Origin of the sequence: Pseudomonas sp. TH06, from assembly GCF_016651305.1 — a bacterium.
In the GTDB taxonomy this organism is placed as follows: Bacteria; Pseudomonadota; Gammaproteobacteria; order Pseudomonadales; family Pseudomonadaceae; genus Aquipseudomonas.
In genome coordinates this window covers 4,983,699-4,997,448 of sequence record NZ_JAEKEC010000001.1, presented here as the reverse complement: position 1 = coordinate 4,997,448, position 13,750 = coordinate 4,983,699, and the positions used below count along the sequence as shown (strand labels likewise).

Here is a 13,750-nt window from a genome sequence, read left to right as displayed (position 1 = left end):
AGAGTCGGTCGTGACAGGGCAGCCGACTGCGTGGTCATAAAACTAGATCCAAAAAAATATACGGTCAACAGAAAAATATATATTTCTGCGAATATGAGAAATTTTCGAGTCTGTGTATGATTCAAGCGGACGACGCAAAGAAGGAGCCGACCGTGAATTCCCCACTGATCAACTGGCAAACCGTGGAGCCTGCTGAAAAGCGCACCATGGCCTCGCAACTCGAATCCCGGATTCGCCAGGACATCATCAATGGACAGCTGGCCCCGGGCATTCGCCTGCGCCTCAAGGAACTGGCTGACGCCTATGCGGTGGGCGTGATTCCCCTGCGAGAAGCGTTATCGCGCCTGGCCAGTAGCGGCTTTGTGTCAGCGGCGGATCAGAAGGGCTTCAGTGTCGGGCGGATTTCCGCCGCGGAAATTGCCGACATCACTGCGGTTCGCTTGCACGTCGAGTGCAAAGCGCTGGCCGATTCCATTCGTCTGGGCGACGTCGAGTGGGAGAGCAGGGTGCTCGCGGCGCATCACCGGCTCGATCGTCTGACCATCGTCGAAGGCCCGGAACGCTTGCTGAAACCTGAGTGGGAAAACGCCCATGAAAGTTTTCATCAGGCGCTGATCTCCAGCTGCAATTCGCCGACCTTGCTGCGTTTGTGTTCGTCGCTGCGCGATCAGACGGCGCGGTATCGATTTCTGTCGATGCATTACGCAGAGAGCAGCCATCGCGATGTACCCCATGAACACCGCCAGTTGATGGACGCGGCCCTCGCCAAGGACATCGACAAGGCGTGTGAATTGCTCTCCCGGCATTATCAAACGACCACCGACTCGGTGCTCAAGCATGCGCTGCTGAGCGAGGTTTGATGTTTACTCTGCAACGGTGAGCAGAGGGCCTCGATCATGGCGGGAATACGTTTGAGATCGACTTCGGCCTGATTGAGCAGCCACTCATACATGGAGCCGGTCAGCAGCGTTTTGATTGACGTCGCAATGACCGGAATGTCCTGGCAGGGCGAGCCGTCGGCTTCTTTGAAGCGCACGTTCAACACGGCAACCACGTAAGTCTTGATGCGGTTCAGGATGCGCGTCAGTCGGCAGTACACCAGATAATTGTCAGCGACCAGTTCCGTGCGATGCAGCAGGATCAGGCTGACCCGGTGCAGATGCGGGTCAGCGACGATCTGCTGCAAGCCATCGCCCAACGTTCTCGACAACTGCTTGCCCGGCGATGTTGCGCCGAGCGGGGCGACCGGCACGACTCATCAGTACAGCGCCGGTGTTGGATTCACCGCCTATGAACTGGATTTGTTTGGCCGCGTTCGCAGCCTCAACCAGCAGGCCCTGGAAAGCTACTTCGCAACGTTTGAAGCGCGACGAAGTGTACGGCTGGCACTGATAGCTGAAGTCGCCGCCTCGTACTATCAATTGCAGGCCGATCAACAGTTGCTGGCGATTGCCCGCCAGACGTTGACCAGCCAGCGTGATAGCTACGAACTGGTGCGCAATCGCTATAGCCTGGATGTCGCCACTGAACTCGATTTGAGTCAGGCCGAAAGCACCGTTCGCATCGCCGAAGCCAGTGAGGCGCGCTACGGTCGCGCCGTCGAGCAGGACAAAAATGCGTTGGTGTTGCTGGTGGGCAAGCCATTGCCCGCAGCGTCGTTCACGGCCATCGAACTCGACGCACTCGGCGTTGAGGAAGGCCTGCAGCCGGGCCTGCCCTCGGCGCTATTGGCCTATCGTCCGGACATTCTGGCAGCCGAACACGTCTTGAAAGCGGCCAATGCCAACATCGGCGCGGCCCGGGCGGCGTTCTTCCCCAGTATCAGCCTGACCGCATCGGCAGGCTCGGCGAGTTCCGATCTCGGTCAATTGTTTGCCGGAGGGCAGGGGGCCTGGAGCTTCATTCCGTCGATCAACCTGCCGATTTTCAACTGGGGCCGTAATCAGGCCAATCTCGATGTTGCCGAGGTGAACACGTCTATCGAAATCGCCAATTACCAGAAGGCGATTCAGGTGGCATTCCGCGAAGTGTCCGACGCGCTGGTGACGCGAGCATCACTTGACGTGCAGTTGAAGGCCGAGAGTCAGCTGGTTGGGGCTAATCAGCGCAGCTATCAATTGGCGCAAAAGCGTTATGAAGAAGGTGTCGATACCTATCTCAACACCCTGGATGCACAGCGCAGCTTTTACAGCGCTCAGCAGACCCTGGTGCAGACCAGACTGTCGCGTATCAACAATCTGGTTGCACTGTACAAAGCACTTGGTGGTGGTGAGGTCGTGGGGAGCCAGACACTTTAGGGTCTGATCAAAAATTCCTGATCCTCCCTTGGCCCATGAAGTTTTTTTGTCATGGGCCTTTTTTGTTGGGGTTATACGCTGGAGCCTTGATTGCAGATGAGCAAACCCCAGAAACGACAAAGCCCTGAATAATCAGGGCCTTGTCGTACATAAGATGGCGGAGGCGATGGGATTCGAACTCATGGACCTGTTACAGTCGACGGTTTTCAAGACCGTTGCCTTAAACCACTCGGCCACACCTCCGTTGCGTTGCGGGCGCCATAATACCTGAATGAAACACACTGTCAAACTCTCTGCATGGCTTGTTACAGAGCGTCTGTTATGATCTTTGCGACTGAACGTTTCAAACCAACAGGAGTGTCGCCATGCGCGAACAGGATTACGCAGTTAATAACAGCGTGCAGGCTGAGCAGCTAGAGGTTAGCCGCGTCCTGCGCAACACTTACGGTCTACTCGCTCTCACCCTCGCATTCAGCGGCGTGATGGCGTTCGTGGCTCAGCAGATGCGAGTTGGCTACCCGAACATTTTCGTGGTGCTGATCGGCTTCTACGGGCTGTTCTTCCTCACCAACAAACTCCGTGATTCCGCGTGGGGCCTGGTGTCCGCATTTGCGCTGACCGGTTTCATGGGTTTCCTGCTCGGCCCGATCCTCAACCGTTACCTGGGCATGCAGGGCGGCGCTGAAGTGGTCAGCTCCGCATTCGCGATGACTGCACTGGTATTCGGTGGTCTGTCGGCTTACGTGCTGATCACCCGCAAGGACATGAGCTTCCTCGGTGGTTTCATCACCGCTGGTTTCTTCGTCCTGCTGGGTGCAACGCTGGCAAGCTTCTTCTTCCAGATCAGCGGTCTGCAACTGGCGATCAGCGCAGGTTTCGTGCTGTTCTCGTCGGTCTGCATTCTGTTCCAGACCAGCGCCATCATTCACGGCGGCGAGCGTAACTACATCATGGCGACCATCAGCCTGTATGTATCGATCTACAATCTGTTCATCAGCTTGTTGCAGATCTTCGGCATCATGAGCCGCGACGACTGATTCAAGTCTGCGTTTCAACAGAAAACCCGCTTCGGCGGGTTTTTTGTTGCCTGGAGAAAAGCCTCCTGGCCTTTTACCTACAAAATGATCTGAAAATGATGGCACCTTTGCGGAAATAACCTACACCTAACAGCAAGGAAGAGCAGTTGATCGACAGGAGTCGGAATGCAAGATCCCTCGTGCGTCTCCCCCTGACGTTTGCCTCCCCTTGAAGTCGACTGCCTGGCCTTTCGGCCGGGATCGATGGTGTTCGTTCGTCCAGTAAAAAGGAGATAGCTCACCCAAAAAGCGATTGAACCGTGACCGTACCCCGGTCATAGGACCGGGACACTGATAGTAAAAACAATAATGGAGGCCCTGCTGGCCGGGCATGTCTCGGACCAGAACAGGCGTTGTCCCAAGACAAGGAGATCATCGATGAACCAGCCCCAAGGAAAACTGGCTGTACTGGCCGTGACTACCGCGCTGTTCAGTGCTTCGACCCTCGCCGGCGTCTATCCCGACTTCGGGTATCAACCCCCGAGCAGCCAATACTCTGGCCCGTTGTTTCAACTCAGCCAGAGTTATCCGGCCAAACCTCCGCAAGTGCCGTTGCCCGGGTTCTTCAAGAAGTTGCCGACAAAGCCGAACAACGATTTTGAAAACTGGCGCGGCTATCTGGAGGACGTCAAACAGTACTGCCTCGAAGGCAACGTCGAGGTTGATTGGGATGTGCAGAAGAACAAGCTGCGCCAGTGGTATCACATGCCGTGGCAGCATTACGGGCCATTGGGGCGCGAAGGTATTCACGGCTTGACCAAGGAAGCGCAGATTCAGGTCAAGCAACTGGCCTCGACGCAGACGGCCACCGGTCAGACGTATGCGGTGGGCATCTACAACGACATCGGCGCCTACACCATCGGCCAGGTCTGGAAAGATCCGAACAACCCGGATCCGAGCTTCACCTCGCAACCCAACAGCTTCCCAAACGGCACCGTAGTGTGCAAAGCGCTGTTCGCCGACATCGACCGCAGCACCGTGCCATTCCTGGTCAATCCGGTTCTGTGGAAAGGCTATATCACCGACACCTTCACCTCAGCCAATCGCAAGGTCAAAGACGTCGCGCTGATCCAGATGGACATCGCCGTGCGGGACACGCGCATGAGTGATACCGGCTGGATTTTCGGCACGTTCCAGTACAACGGCGAGAAAACCGGTAAACCCGGTTGGGACAACCTGGTGCCGGTAGGGATCATGTGGGGCAACGATCCGAAGGAAACCGGCAACGACTTCACCAACCCCCAGCCGACCGTCACCAAGATCAACACCGCGCTGCAACAGACCGCTATCAACGCCAATACCAAGGAGCTGCCACCCACCCACCTGGGCTGGAACGGTCGCCTCAATGGCCCGGTGGACAATCCCAACAGCTCATGCCTCAGTTGCCACGCCACCGCCGAGAGCCCGCAAGTGGCAATCATGAACCCGACGTTCCAGGCGAATGCGCCGAAACCGGGTACGCCGGAATGGATGAAGTGGTTCCAGAATATTCCGGCCGGCCACCCGTTCACGCCCGGCACCAAGAGCACCGACTACAGCCTGCAACTGTCGGGTGGGCTGATTAATTACTACGAGTGGAAGTGCGACATGAGCGGGATCTACGCTGACGGCAAGAATGCTTGCGCGAAAGTGCAGAACCTGAAACTGAAAATGCTCAAGGCTGGCGATGACACCTCGCAGCCACAGCAAAAAGTGATTCGTGACCCAAGCCTGCAACAATTGCTCGAGTAAACCGCGATAATCTCCGGATGCCTCGGCGTCCGGAGGTTTTCAATCAGTTGATCAAAATGCCGCTGCTTATAGATGGCGTAAGACAACGGCAACCCACGCAGAACATCACGAAAAAGCCCTCAGGCCATCGGCGGCAAACGACGCTTGACCGGGGTTTTCTTGACGATCGCCGTATTGGTTTCGGCCAGGGTATTGAGACGGTCGAGCAGGGTGTCCAGTTGCTCCATCGAGCGCACGTGCAGTCGGGCGATAAAGCAGTCCTCGCCGGTGACCTTGTCGCACTCGGTGAATTCCGGGATCGACATAATCTGCCGCTCAACCTCCTGCAATTGCCCCGGCAGCGGTCGCACCCGCACGATGGCCTGCAATTGATAGCCAAAGCACTTGGGGTCGATCTCGACGGTGTAGCCCGTGAGCACGCCGCGCTCTTCCAGTCGACGTAAACGCTCGGCGACGCTGGGCGAAGACAAGCCGCTGATCTGCGCCAGAGCCTTGAGCGAACGGCGCGAATCCGCCATCAAGGCGCTGATAAGAATCTGATCGATGTCGTCGGTCACGGCGAAACTCCGGTATTAGGCGAATAACGAAAACCACCCTCGATAAAAAAGGCAGAAAACCAGTTTAGCCTGCTTTTTACGCTGGAGCGCTTCTGAGTTGGCTTGGCATACTTTTGCCACGCTTTCGACAAATGCACAGGAGATTGATGGTGGACAAAACAATCCGTCGCGGCTCATTTGAAATGACCGCTGCCATGCTGATATCCGGGACGATCGGCTGGTTCGTGCTGGTTTCCGGGCAACCGGTGCTGGACGTGGTGTTCTGGCGTTGCGTGTTCGGCGCAGGCACTTTGTTGTTGATCTGCGCGGTATTCGGCTTTCTGCGGCCGGGCATTCTGACCCGCACGACATTCCTGCTGGCCGTGCTCAGCGGCGTGGCGATTGTCGGTAACTGGGTACTGTTGTTCGCCTCGTATTCGCGGGCTTCGATTGCCATTGGTACGGCGGTTTATAACGTGCAGCCGTTCATGCTGGTCGGTCTGGCGGCGCTGTTTCTCGGCGAAAAAATCACCCTGCAGAAACTGTTCTGGCTGGCGATTTCGTTCATGGGCATGTTGGCGATCGTCAGCGCCCATGGCCAGCAAGGCGAGGGCGGTAGCGATTATCTGCTGGGCATCGGACTGGCCTTAGGCGCGGCGTTTCTCTATGCGATTGCGGCGTTGATCATCAAACGCCTGACCGGCACGCCACCGCACCTGATTGCACTGGTTCAGGTCTGCACGGGTGTGCTGTTGCTCGCGCCGTTCGCGCACTTTTCGGCATTGCCGCAAGCGCCGAGTGCTTGGGCCAGTCTGATCACGTTGGGCATCGTCCACACAGGTTTGATGTACGTGCTGCTATACGGCGCGATCCAGAAACTGCCGACCGCATTGACCGGCGCACTGTCGTTTATCTATCCGATTGCGGCGATCTTCGTTGACTGGTTCGCCTTCGGTCATCGCCTGGAAACCCTGCAATGGCTGGGTGTGGCGGCAATTTTGCTGGCTGCTGCCGGCATGCAACAGGGCTGGGGCTTCAAGGCACGGCGTCTGCTCGCGCGGTAGCTCTCAGATGTTCCAGCGCGGTGCGGTTTTCGCCAGGCGCTGGCGCATCTCGGCGATGTTGGCCGCCAGTTGCCGGGTCAACAATCGATAGCCATCGAGGGCGCTGTAGACCGGCGCATCGAGATTGGCATCGGGCCATTCCAGCGGTCGCTCCAGCCGTTGCGTCGCGCCGGACTTCAACGCGCGCGCCATACCAATCAATTGCACGCGAACCACTCGATGCTCAGCCTTCAACGCCGATTGCAGATGGATCATCGCCTGCGGGTCGTTGGCATCAGGGCGGGTGTTGCCGAGGATTTCCAGGGTGCTGATGCACATGCGCAGGTTGCGCTGGATCGCATCGAGTTCAGTCATGGAAATCTTCACTTCCTTGGACACCGACGGCATCAGCGAACGCAATTGCACCATCACGGCGCCCAGGCGGCTCATCAGTTTCAAGTGCTCGTCAGCGCTGACCGGCTGGCCGCTGATGATCCGTCCGTACACCGTGGCGCAGTCGCGCAGGGCATCCGCCAGGTTGTAGCGCCACGAGTACACCGCGTACAGCGGCAGGGCGAAAGAGAATGCCAAAGCGAGGGCAATGCCGATCAGAATATCGACCCCGCGCCACAATCCATCCGTAATGGGGTTGTCGCCATGCCCGGCGACAATGAACACGGTGATTGCCGAGAGCAGGGCGGTATAACCACCCTTGCCAATCGCGTGATAAGAGAAGAAACCGCAGACCACGGCCATGGCAAAGTAGGTCAGCCACGGCATGCCGAGCCACGCCTGTTGCGCCACCAGCAACAGACCGACGCCGGCGCCAATCAACGTGCCGGTGGCGCGTTCGGCGGCTTTCTTGCCGATGTTGCCGTGATGCTGCAAACCGCCGATCACCACCAGCATGGTCACCGAGGCCCATTCACCGTGGGGCAGATTGATGCCGGTGGTCAGCAGAATCGTCGCCAGCAACCCCAATGCCACCCGCACCGCGTGGATCACTCGGGCGTGTCGGTAGCGCCGGTACGGGTCCAGCAGCGGACGCAGGATTCGGCGCAACAGCGGTGGCAGTCGGTGGGTGCTGAACGTACTCAGTGCGAGGCCCTCGTCAGAAAATGTAGTCAGTGGTCAGGAAGCTCGAATCACGTCCGCGAATGATCTCGCTGATCAGATCCTTGTTGCTGTCCTGGAACTTGGTTGCCACCAGCGTGCGGATCGAGAACACCCGCAGCGCATCGTGTACCGACAACGTGCCTTCGGCGGAGTTCTTGCGGCCGTTGAAGGGGTAGGTGTCCGGCCCACGCTGGCATTGCGCGTTGAGGTTGATTCGCCCGACCTGATTGGCGAAGGTGTCGACCAGTCTGCCGACCGCCACCGGGTTGGTGCCGAAGATACTCAACTGCTGGCCGAAATCCGATTCCAGGACGTAATCGATCACCGTATCGAGGTGACGGTACGGCACGATCGGCACCACCGGGCCGAACTGCTCTTCCTGGTACACGCGCATCTGCGGGTTCACCGGGTACAGCACTGCCGGATAGAAGAACGACTCGCGGGACTCGCCGCCATTCGGGTTGACCACTTCCGCGCCCTTGCTGCGCGCATCCGCCACCAGACCGTGCAGATAATCGACTTTGCCTGACTCCGGCAGCGGCGTCAGCGACACACCGCTATCCCACGGCATGCCCGGTTTGAGGGTGGCCAGTTTCGCGTTGAATTTCTCGATGAAGCTGTCGACCACGTCCTCATGCACGAAGAGGATCTTCAGTGCGGTGCAGCGCTGGCCGTTGAACGACAGCGAACCGGTGACGGCTTCACTGACGGCGTTGTCCAGATCGACTTCGGGCAAGACGATGCCGGGGTTCTTCGCATCGAGGCCCAGCGCCGCACGCAAGCGATGCGGTTTCGGGTGCAGTTTCTTCAGGTCGCTGGCGGCCTTGTTGGTGCCGATAAAGGCGAAGATGTCGATCTTGCCGCTGGCCATCAGTGCGCTGACGGTTTCGCGGCCGCTGCCGTAGATCACGTTGATCACGCCAGTCGGGAAGCTGTCGCGGAACGCTTCAAGCAGCGGACGAATCAGCAGCACGCCGAGTTTGGCCGGTTTGAACACCACGGTGTTGCCCATGATCAGCGCCGGGATCAGCGTGGTGAAGGTCTCGTTGAGTGGATAGTTGTAAGGGCCCATGCACAGCGCCACGCCGAGCGGTACGCGGCGAATCTGCCCAAGCGTGTCCTGTTCCAGTTCGAAACGGCTGGAGCGACGGTCGAGTTCCTTGAGCGCATTGATGGTGTCGACGATGTAGTCGCAGGTGCGGTCGAACTCTTTTTCCGAGTCCTTCAGATTCTTGCCGATTTCCCACATCAGCAGCTTCACCACAGCATCACGTTGCTGGCGCATGCGGCCGAGGAAGGCTTCGACGTGCTGGATACGTTCGGCCACGCGCATGGTCGGCCACAGGCCCTGACCACGGTCGTAAGCGCGGACGGCGGCGTCGAGGGCGGTGAGGGCGGTGTCGGCATCGAGCAGCGGCGTGCTGCCGAGGATCACTTGCTCGTCGCCGTTTTCGCCGTGCAGATAGACCGGACTGCGCACCGTGGCGAGCGGGCCGTCCCAGCGGCGCAACTGGCCGTCGACGAGGTATTCGCGTTGCTCGACCTGAGCGTCGAGGCGGTATTTTTCCGGGATGTCGCTGACAGAAGGGAACAGGTTGCCAAGGATGTTTGCTGTGGTCATGTCGCTACCCCGTGTTGATGTCCGCGTGCAAAACAAAAAGTCTGTACAGGTTATACGCCTGAATGCGCCGAAATTTAAACCCGCAAATGTCACGCTAATGTCACGCAAAGGCGCAGAACAGAGGGCGGCTGGCCGCACCGAAATCCCTGTAGGAGCTGCCGAAGGCTGCGATCCTTTGATCTTGTTTTTAAAATCAAAGTCAAAAGATCGCAGCCTTCGGCAGCTCCTACAGGGGGCACGCCCGAAACATTGGCTGGCCCCGTTTGCCCCCCTCGCTGTCCCGCAATGCCCTCAACCGTTGCCTGCCGCTGTCTTAAGGTGTGCTCACAACAATAAGCGGCATCCCACGCGAGGGGCGTTATGCGTTCAATCCGATTCATCGCATTGCTGACTCTGGCCATCGCACTGGCCGGCTGCGGCGATGACGCCAGACCGACGACCACTTCCAGCATCGCCGGCAATGCCTTGCCCAAAGACCCGGCACTGGCGCAGATCTACGCCAACAGTTGCCAGCTCTGCCATGCCAACCCTGCCGCCAATGCGCCACTTACCGGTGACCGTAAGGCCTGGGCGCCGCGCATCCAGCAGGGCGCCGACACGCTGCTTGACCATGCGATCAATGGCTACAACGGCATGCCGCCGATGGGCCAGTGCGTCGAGTGCTCGGAAGAGCAATTCCTGCAATTGATCGGCTTTATGGCCGACCAGCCTCTCCCACAATAAGGGTGCGCGCATGACCATGGATTTGACACGGCGGCAGTTGTTGCAACGGGCAAGTATCGTCGGCGCGTTCAGCGCGTTGGCCAGCAACCCGGCGTTGGGCCAATTGCTCCGCGCGCCACGCTTGATTCCGTGGCGCAACTGGTCGGGCGGGCAAAGTTGCCTGCCGGCAGCGCGGCTGGCGCCGAAGAATCTCGATGAGCTGACGACCGTCATCAGGCAGGCGCAAGGCAAGATCCGTCCGGTCGGCTCGGCGCATTCATTCAGCGCGTTGGTGCCCACCGACGGCACGTTGCTGTCGCTGAGTTACTTCAACGGTCTGCTCGATCACGATGCGAAAACCCTGCAAGCCGAATTCGCCGCAGGCACGCCAATGTCACGCATGGGGTCTCCACTGAAAGACATCGGTCAGGCCCTGCAAAACATGGCCGACATCGATTACCAGACCCTTGCCGGGGCGATTTCGACCTCGACCCACGGCACCGGGAAAAACTTCCAGTCCTATTCCGCGCACGTCTGCGGCATGCAACTGGTGACCGCCAGCGGCGATGTGCTCGACTGCGACAGCCAGCGCCATCCCGAGGTGTTCAACGCGGCCCGCGTGTCCCTTGGAGCCCTCGGCGTGGCGACAAAAATCCGCCTGCAAAACCGCCCGGCCTATCGTCTGCGCGAACGCCAATGGATCGCCAAGACCGAGGAACTGCTGGAAGACCTCGACAAGAACACCCGTGAAAACCAGCACTGGGAAATGCTCGTCGTCACCCATTCCGACTACGCCTTGTCCATCGCCCTCAACGAAACCGACGAACCGGCCACACCGCCGATCCCGCCCGAAGAGGAGGGCGGCAACGAGTTCGTCACGCTGATCGAGAAGATCGACAAGTACGGCAGCGACTTCCCCGACCTGCGCCGGACGATGCTCAACAGCCTGCGCCATCTGGCGAGTTTCGATGACCGTGTGGGCGACTCGTTCGACATCTACGCCAACGTGCGCACGGTGCGTTTCAACGAGATGGAGTACTCGGTGCCCGCCGAATACGGCCCGGCGTGCCTGCGCGAAATTCTCAAGCTGATTCAGGACAAGGATCTGCGCACCTGGTTTCCCATCGAGTACCGCTACGTCAAGGCCGATGACATTCCGTTGAGCATGTTCGAGGGCCGCGACAGCTGTTCGATCTCGGTGCACCAGCATTACCAGATGGACCATCACAACTTCTTCGCTGCCGTCGAACCGATCTTCTGGAAGTACAACGGCCGGCCACACTGGGGCAAGTTGCACACCCTGAATGCGCGAACCTTGCAACCGCTGTATCCGCGCTGGCGTGAGTTTGTCGAGGTGCGCCAGGCGCTCGATCCCAGCGGCAAGTTTCTCAATGCGCATCTGTCGTCAATTCTGGGGGTGAGCTGATGGCGGTCAATCGACGTAATTTTCTGCTTGGCACGCTGGGTGCCGGAGCGCTGCTGGTGGGGGTGGGTGCGTGGCTGCGGCCGGGGGATCGTGGCGGGCCTTACAGCGACTATTTCCGGGCGCTGAATAAAGAGCTGAAGGAAAAAGGCCCGATGCGCCCGGTGCTGTTGATTGATCTGGATCGTCTAGATCACAACATTGATGTGGTGATGCAATCGGTCAAGCGCGGCGGCAAGCAACTGCGGCTGGTGGAAAAATCCCTGCCAGCACCGGGCCTGTTGAGCTACATCGGCCAGCGCGCCGGGACACAGCGCCTGATGTCGTTTCATCAGCCGTTTCTCAATCACGATGCGCTGACGTTCCCGCAGTCGGACATCCTGCTCGGCAAACCGCTGCCAGTGCGTTCGGCCGAACTGTTTTATCAGAATCACAAAGGCCCATTTGACCCGGCGAAGCAACTGCAATGGCTGCTCGACGGTCCTGAACGTTTGCAGCAGTACCTTGCGCTGGCTCAGGGTTTGGGCACGCGGCTGCGCATCAACATTGAGCTGGACGTCGGCCTGCATCGCGGCGGTGTCAGTGACGTGAGTGTACTGGGGCAGATGCTCGCATTGATCAGCGCCAACCCACAGCATCTGGAGTTCGCCGGGTTCATGGGCTACGACCCGTTCGTGGGCATGGGGGTGCCGGGGATCCTTGGCTCGCCCGAAGAACTGTTCGCCAAAGTCATGGTTATTTATCAGCGCTGCGTGGATTTCACTCGCCAGCAGTATCCGGCGTTGTGGCACGACGGCTTGTGCCTGAACACCGCTGGCAGCCCGAGTTACCGCATCCATGAAAACGAAAAGCTCAGCAGCGAAGTGTCCGTGGGCACGGCGATGCTCAAACCGACGCACTACGACTTGCCGTCGCTGGTCGAGCACGTGCCGGCAGCCTACATCGCCACGCCGGTGTTGAAGAGCACTGGCGCGGTGAATATTCCGGCGCTGGATGACAAGTCGAAGCTGTTCTCGTGGTGGGATCAGAACCAGCGCCAGACGTATTTCATCTACGGCGGCAACTGGATGGCCGAGTTCGAATCGCCGCCCGGATTACAAAGCAACAGTGTCTACGGCCGCAGTTCAAATCAGGAAATGGTCAACGGCTCCAGTGCCGTTGGCCTGACAGTCGAAGACCAGGTTTTTCTGCGCCCGACGCAGACCGAAGCAGTGCTTCTGCAATTCGGTGATCTGCTGGCCGTGCGCAACGGCAAGATCGTCGACACCTGGCCTGTCTATACCTGACCCAAAATCCCCACAAATCCCCCTGTAGGAGTGAGCCTGCTCGCGATAGCGTCCTGTCAGCCGACATTTCTTGTGCTGACACACCGCTATCGCGAGCAGGCTCACTCCTACATTGGATGTGTGTACACCCACACGCTGTAATGAAGCTTTTATGACAAAAGTTCGGTAGCACATCGCCAGTCCGGTCATGCCTATGTAACGCGCTTGAGGGGCCCAACGGGGCGCTTTTCACAAGCCGAGGCGGGACGCCGGGAGTGAGGCAATGGGGACTATGGAACGCTACTCGAAAGTGGGCATGCAGGAACTCGATCAACGCCTGTCGAAGATCGTCGAAGCCGCGCGCAAGAAGCCGGTTTCGGTGTATCGCTACGGCGCGCCGTGGGTCTGGATCGTCTCGCAGGATGACTGGCAGGGCGCCTTGAAAGAGGTCTCCAGCTACATTCCGCCGGGCCATTCGCTGGTCCTGTTGCGTCCGCAGATCGACGATTTGCTCGACGCCCATCGCGAGCTCCTGCACGACCTCAATGCCGAACCCGGCATGCTGATTCCCGCGCAAACGGTCATGCACATCCTGCTGCTGCAACTGCTGTATTCGGTGCCCAGCGAGCAGCAGCTGTATGAACAGCTCAATTACAACCTGCTGTTCCGCTGGTTCGTCGGCCTCGGTCTGAACCAGAAAGTCTGGAGCTTCAACGTCCTCAGTCGCGACATCGCCACGCTGCTCAACAACCCGCAGGCGGTGCAACTCATTCAGAAAATCATTGGCGAAGTGTTCTGCGGTGCCTTGCTGCAAATGCCCGAGTTCTCGTTGAACTTCGCGCTGCTGCACACCTGGCTCGGCAAGCACGCCTGTGCCTCGACAGCCAGCAATTGACGCCATACACGCGGCGTTCAAAACGCCAACAGGTCATCGCGAATT

At 58.8% G+C, this 13,750-nt stretch carries 13 protein-coding genes and 1 tRNA gene; 9 read left to right on the top strand and 5 right to left on the bottom strand.

The genetic code is table 11. The annotated features are described in order from the left end of the window. The first annotated feature begins 152 nt into the window (after positions 1–152). Positions 153–860 carry an FCD domain-containing protein gene (locus JFT86_RS22190; protein WP_347340320.1) on the top strand — a complete coding sequence of 236 codons (708 nt, stop codon included), beginning with the start codon at positions 153–155 and terminating at the stop codon, positions 858–860. Here JFT86_RS22190 and JFT86_RS22185 read toward each other — a convergent pair. Continuing rightward, the gene (locus JFT86_RS22185; RefSeq protein WP_201238337.1) at positions 809–1,186 is read right to left on the bottom strand and encodes a hypothetical protein; all 378 of its coding nucleotides are present in this window, start codon (positions 1,184–1,186) and stop codon (positions 809–811) included. The genes JFT86_RS22190 and JFT86_RS22185 overlap by 52 nt on opposite strands. A gap of 28 nt (positions 1,187–1,214) precedes the next feature. Between JFT86_RS22185 and JFT86_RS22180 the strand changes: the two genes are divergently transcribed. Next, the gene (locus tag JFT86_RS22180; protein ID WP_242489320.1) at positions 1,215–2,297 is read left to right on the top strand and encodes an efflux transporter outer membrane subunit; all 1,083 of its coding nucleotides are present in this window, start codon (positions 1,215–1,217) and stop codon (positions 2,295–2,297) included. 155 nt (positions 2,298–2,452) lie between these two features. Here the strand turns inward: JFT86_RS22180 and JFT86_RS22175 are convergent. Further along, positions 2,453–2,540 (bottom strand) — tRNA-Ser (locus tag JFT86_RS22175). A gap of 122 nt (positions 2,541–2,662) precedes the next feature. Here JFT86_RS22175 and JFT86_RS22170 point away from each other — a divergent pair. After that, positions 2,663–3,334, top strand: a complete 672-nt coding sequence (locus JFT86_RS22170) for a Bax inhibitor-1/YccA family protein (protein WP_008081508.1) — start codon at positions 2,663–2,665, stop codon at positions 3,332–3,334. 417 nt (positions 3,335–3,751) lie between these two features. Continuing rightward, positions 3,752–5,104, top strand: a complete 1,353-nt coding sequence (locus JFT86_RS22165) for a hypothetical protein (RefSeq protein ID WP_201238336.1) — start codon at positions 3,752–3,754, stop codon at positions 5,102–5,104. 119 nt (positions 5,105–5,223) lie between these two features. On the opposite strand, the gene JFT86_RS22160 is transcribed toward JFT86_RS22165, so the two are convergent. Continuing rightward, a complete protein-coding gene (locus tag JFT86_RS22160; RefSeq protein ID WP_201238335.1) occupies positions 5,224–5,661 on the bottom strand; it encodes an Lrp/AsnC family transcriptional regulator in 438 nt (145 codons plus the stop codon). A 149-nt stretch (positions 5,662–5,810) separates the two neighbouring features. Between JFT86_RS22160 and JFT86_RS22155 the strand changes: the two genes are divergently transcribed. Further along, on the top strand, positions 5,811–6,704 hold the full coding sequence (locus JFT86_RS22155; RefSeq protein ID WP_201238334.1) for a DMT family transporter: 894 nt from the start codon (positions 5,811–5,813) through the stop codon (positions 6,702–6,704). Between the two features lie 3 nt (positions 6,705–6,707). Here the strand turns inward: JFT86_RS22155 and JFT86_RS22150 are convergent, their stop codons facing one another. Both JFT86_RS22150 and JFT86_RS22145 read right to left on the bottom strand, forming a co-directional pair. Then, positions 6,708–7,748 (bottom strand): FUSC family protein, encoded by a 1,041-nt coding sequence (locus JFT86_RS22150; protein ID WP_201238644.1) that lies wholly within the window; start codon positions 7,746–7,748, stop codon positions 6,708–6,710. Positions 7,749–7,794: 46 nt separating this feature from the next. Then, on the bottom strand, positions 7,795–9,420 hold the full coding sequence (locus JFT86_RS22145; RefSeq protein ID WP_122595724.1) for an NADP-dependent glyceraldehyde-3-phosphate dehydrogenase: 1,626 nt from the start codon (positions 9,418–9,420) through the stop codon (positions 7,795–7,797). Positions 9,421–9,780: 360 nt separating this feature from the next. Between JFT86_RS22145 and JFT86_RS22140 the strand changes: the two genes are divergently transcribed. From JFT86_RS22140 to JFT86_RS29330, 4 genes are all read left to right on the top strand, one after another. Beyond that, a complete protein-coding gene (locus tag JFT86_RS22140) occupies positions 9,781–10,143 on the top strand; it encodes a c-type cytochrome (RefSeq protein ID WP_201238333.1) in 363 nt (120 codons plus the stop codon). A 76-nt stretch (positions 10,144–10,219) separates the two neighbouring features. Further along, on the top strand, positions 10,220–11,548 hold the full coding sequence (locus JFT86_RS22135; RefSeq protein ID WP_201238643.1) for a D-arabinono-1,4-lactone oxidase: 1,329 nt from the start codon (positions 10,220–10,222) through the stop codon (positions 11,546–11,548). A 74-nt stretch (positions 11,549–11,622) separates the two neighbouring features. Then, the gene (locus JFT86_RS22130) at positions 11,623–12,831 is read left to right on the top strand and encodes a DSD1 family PLP-dependent enzyme (RefSeq protein ID WP_201238642.1); all 1,209 of its coding nucleotides are present in this window, start codon (positions 11,623–11,625) and stop codon (positions 12,829–12,831) included. 538 nt (positions 12,832–13,369) lie between these two features. Beyond that, positions 13,370–13,705, top strand: coding sequence for a transposase (locus JFT86_RS29330; protein WP_277951941.1), 336 nt, complete (start codon positions 13,370–13,372; stop codon positions 13,703–13,705). The last annotated feature ends 45 nt before the right edge of the window (positions 13,706–13,750 follow it).

Bases quoted from the DNA above. Each gene is read 5' to 3' on its own strand.
- JFT86_RS22170 (WP_008081508.1), top strand. From the start codon at position 2,663: ATGCGCGAACAGGATTACGCAGTTAATAACAGCGTGCAGGCTGAGCAG.
- JFT86_RS22165 (WP_201238336.1), top strand. From the start codon at position 3,752: ATGAACCAGCCCCAAGGAAAACTGGCTGTACTGGCCGTGACTACCGCG.
- JFT86_RS22145 (WP_122595724.1), bottom strand. From the start codon at position 9,420: ATGACCACAGCAAACATCCTTGGCAACCTGTTCCCTTCTGTCAGCGAC.
- JFT86_RS22140 (WP_201238333.1), top strand. From the start codon at position 9,781: ATGCGTTCAATCCGATTCATCGCATTGCTGACTCTGGCCATCGCACTG.
- JFT86_RS29330 (WP_277951941.1), top strand. From the start codon at position 13,370: ATGCTGATTCCCGCGCAAACGGTCATGCACATCCTGCTGCTGCAACTG.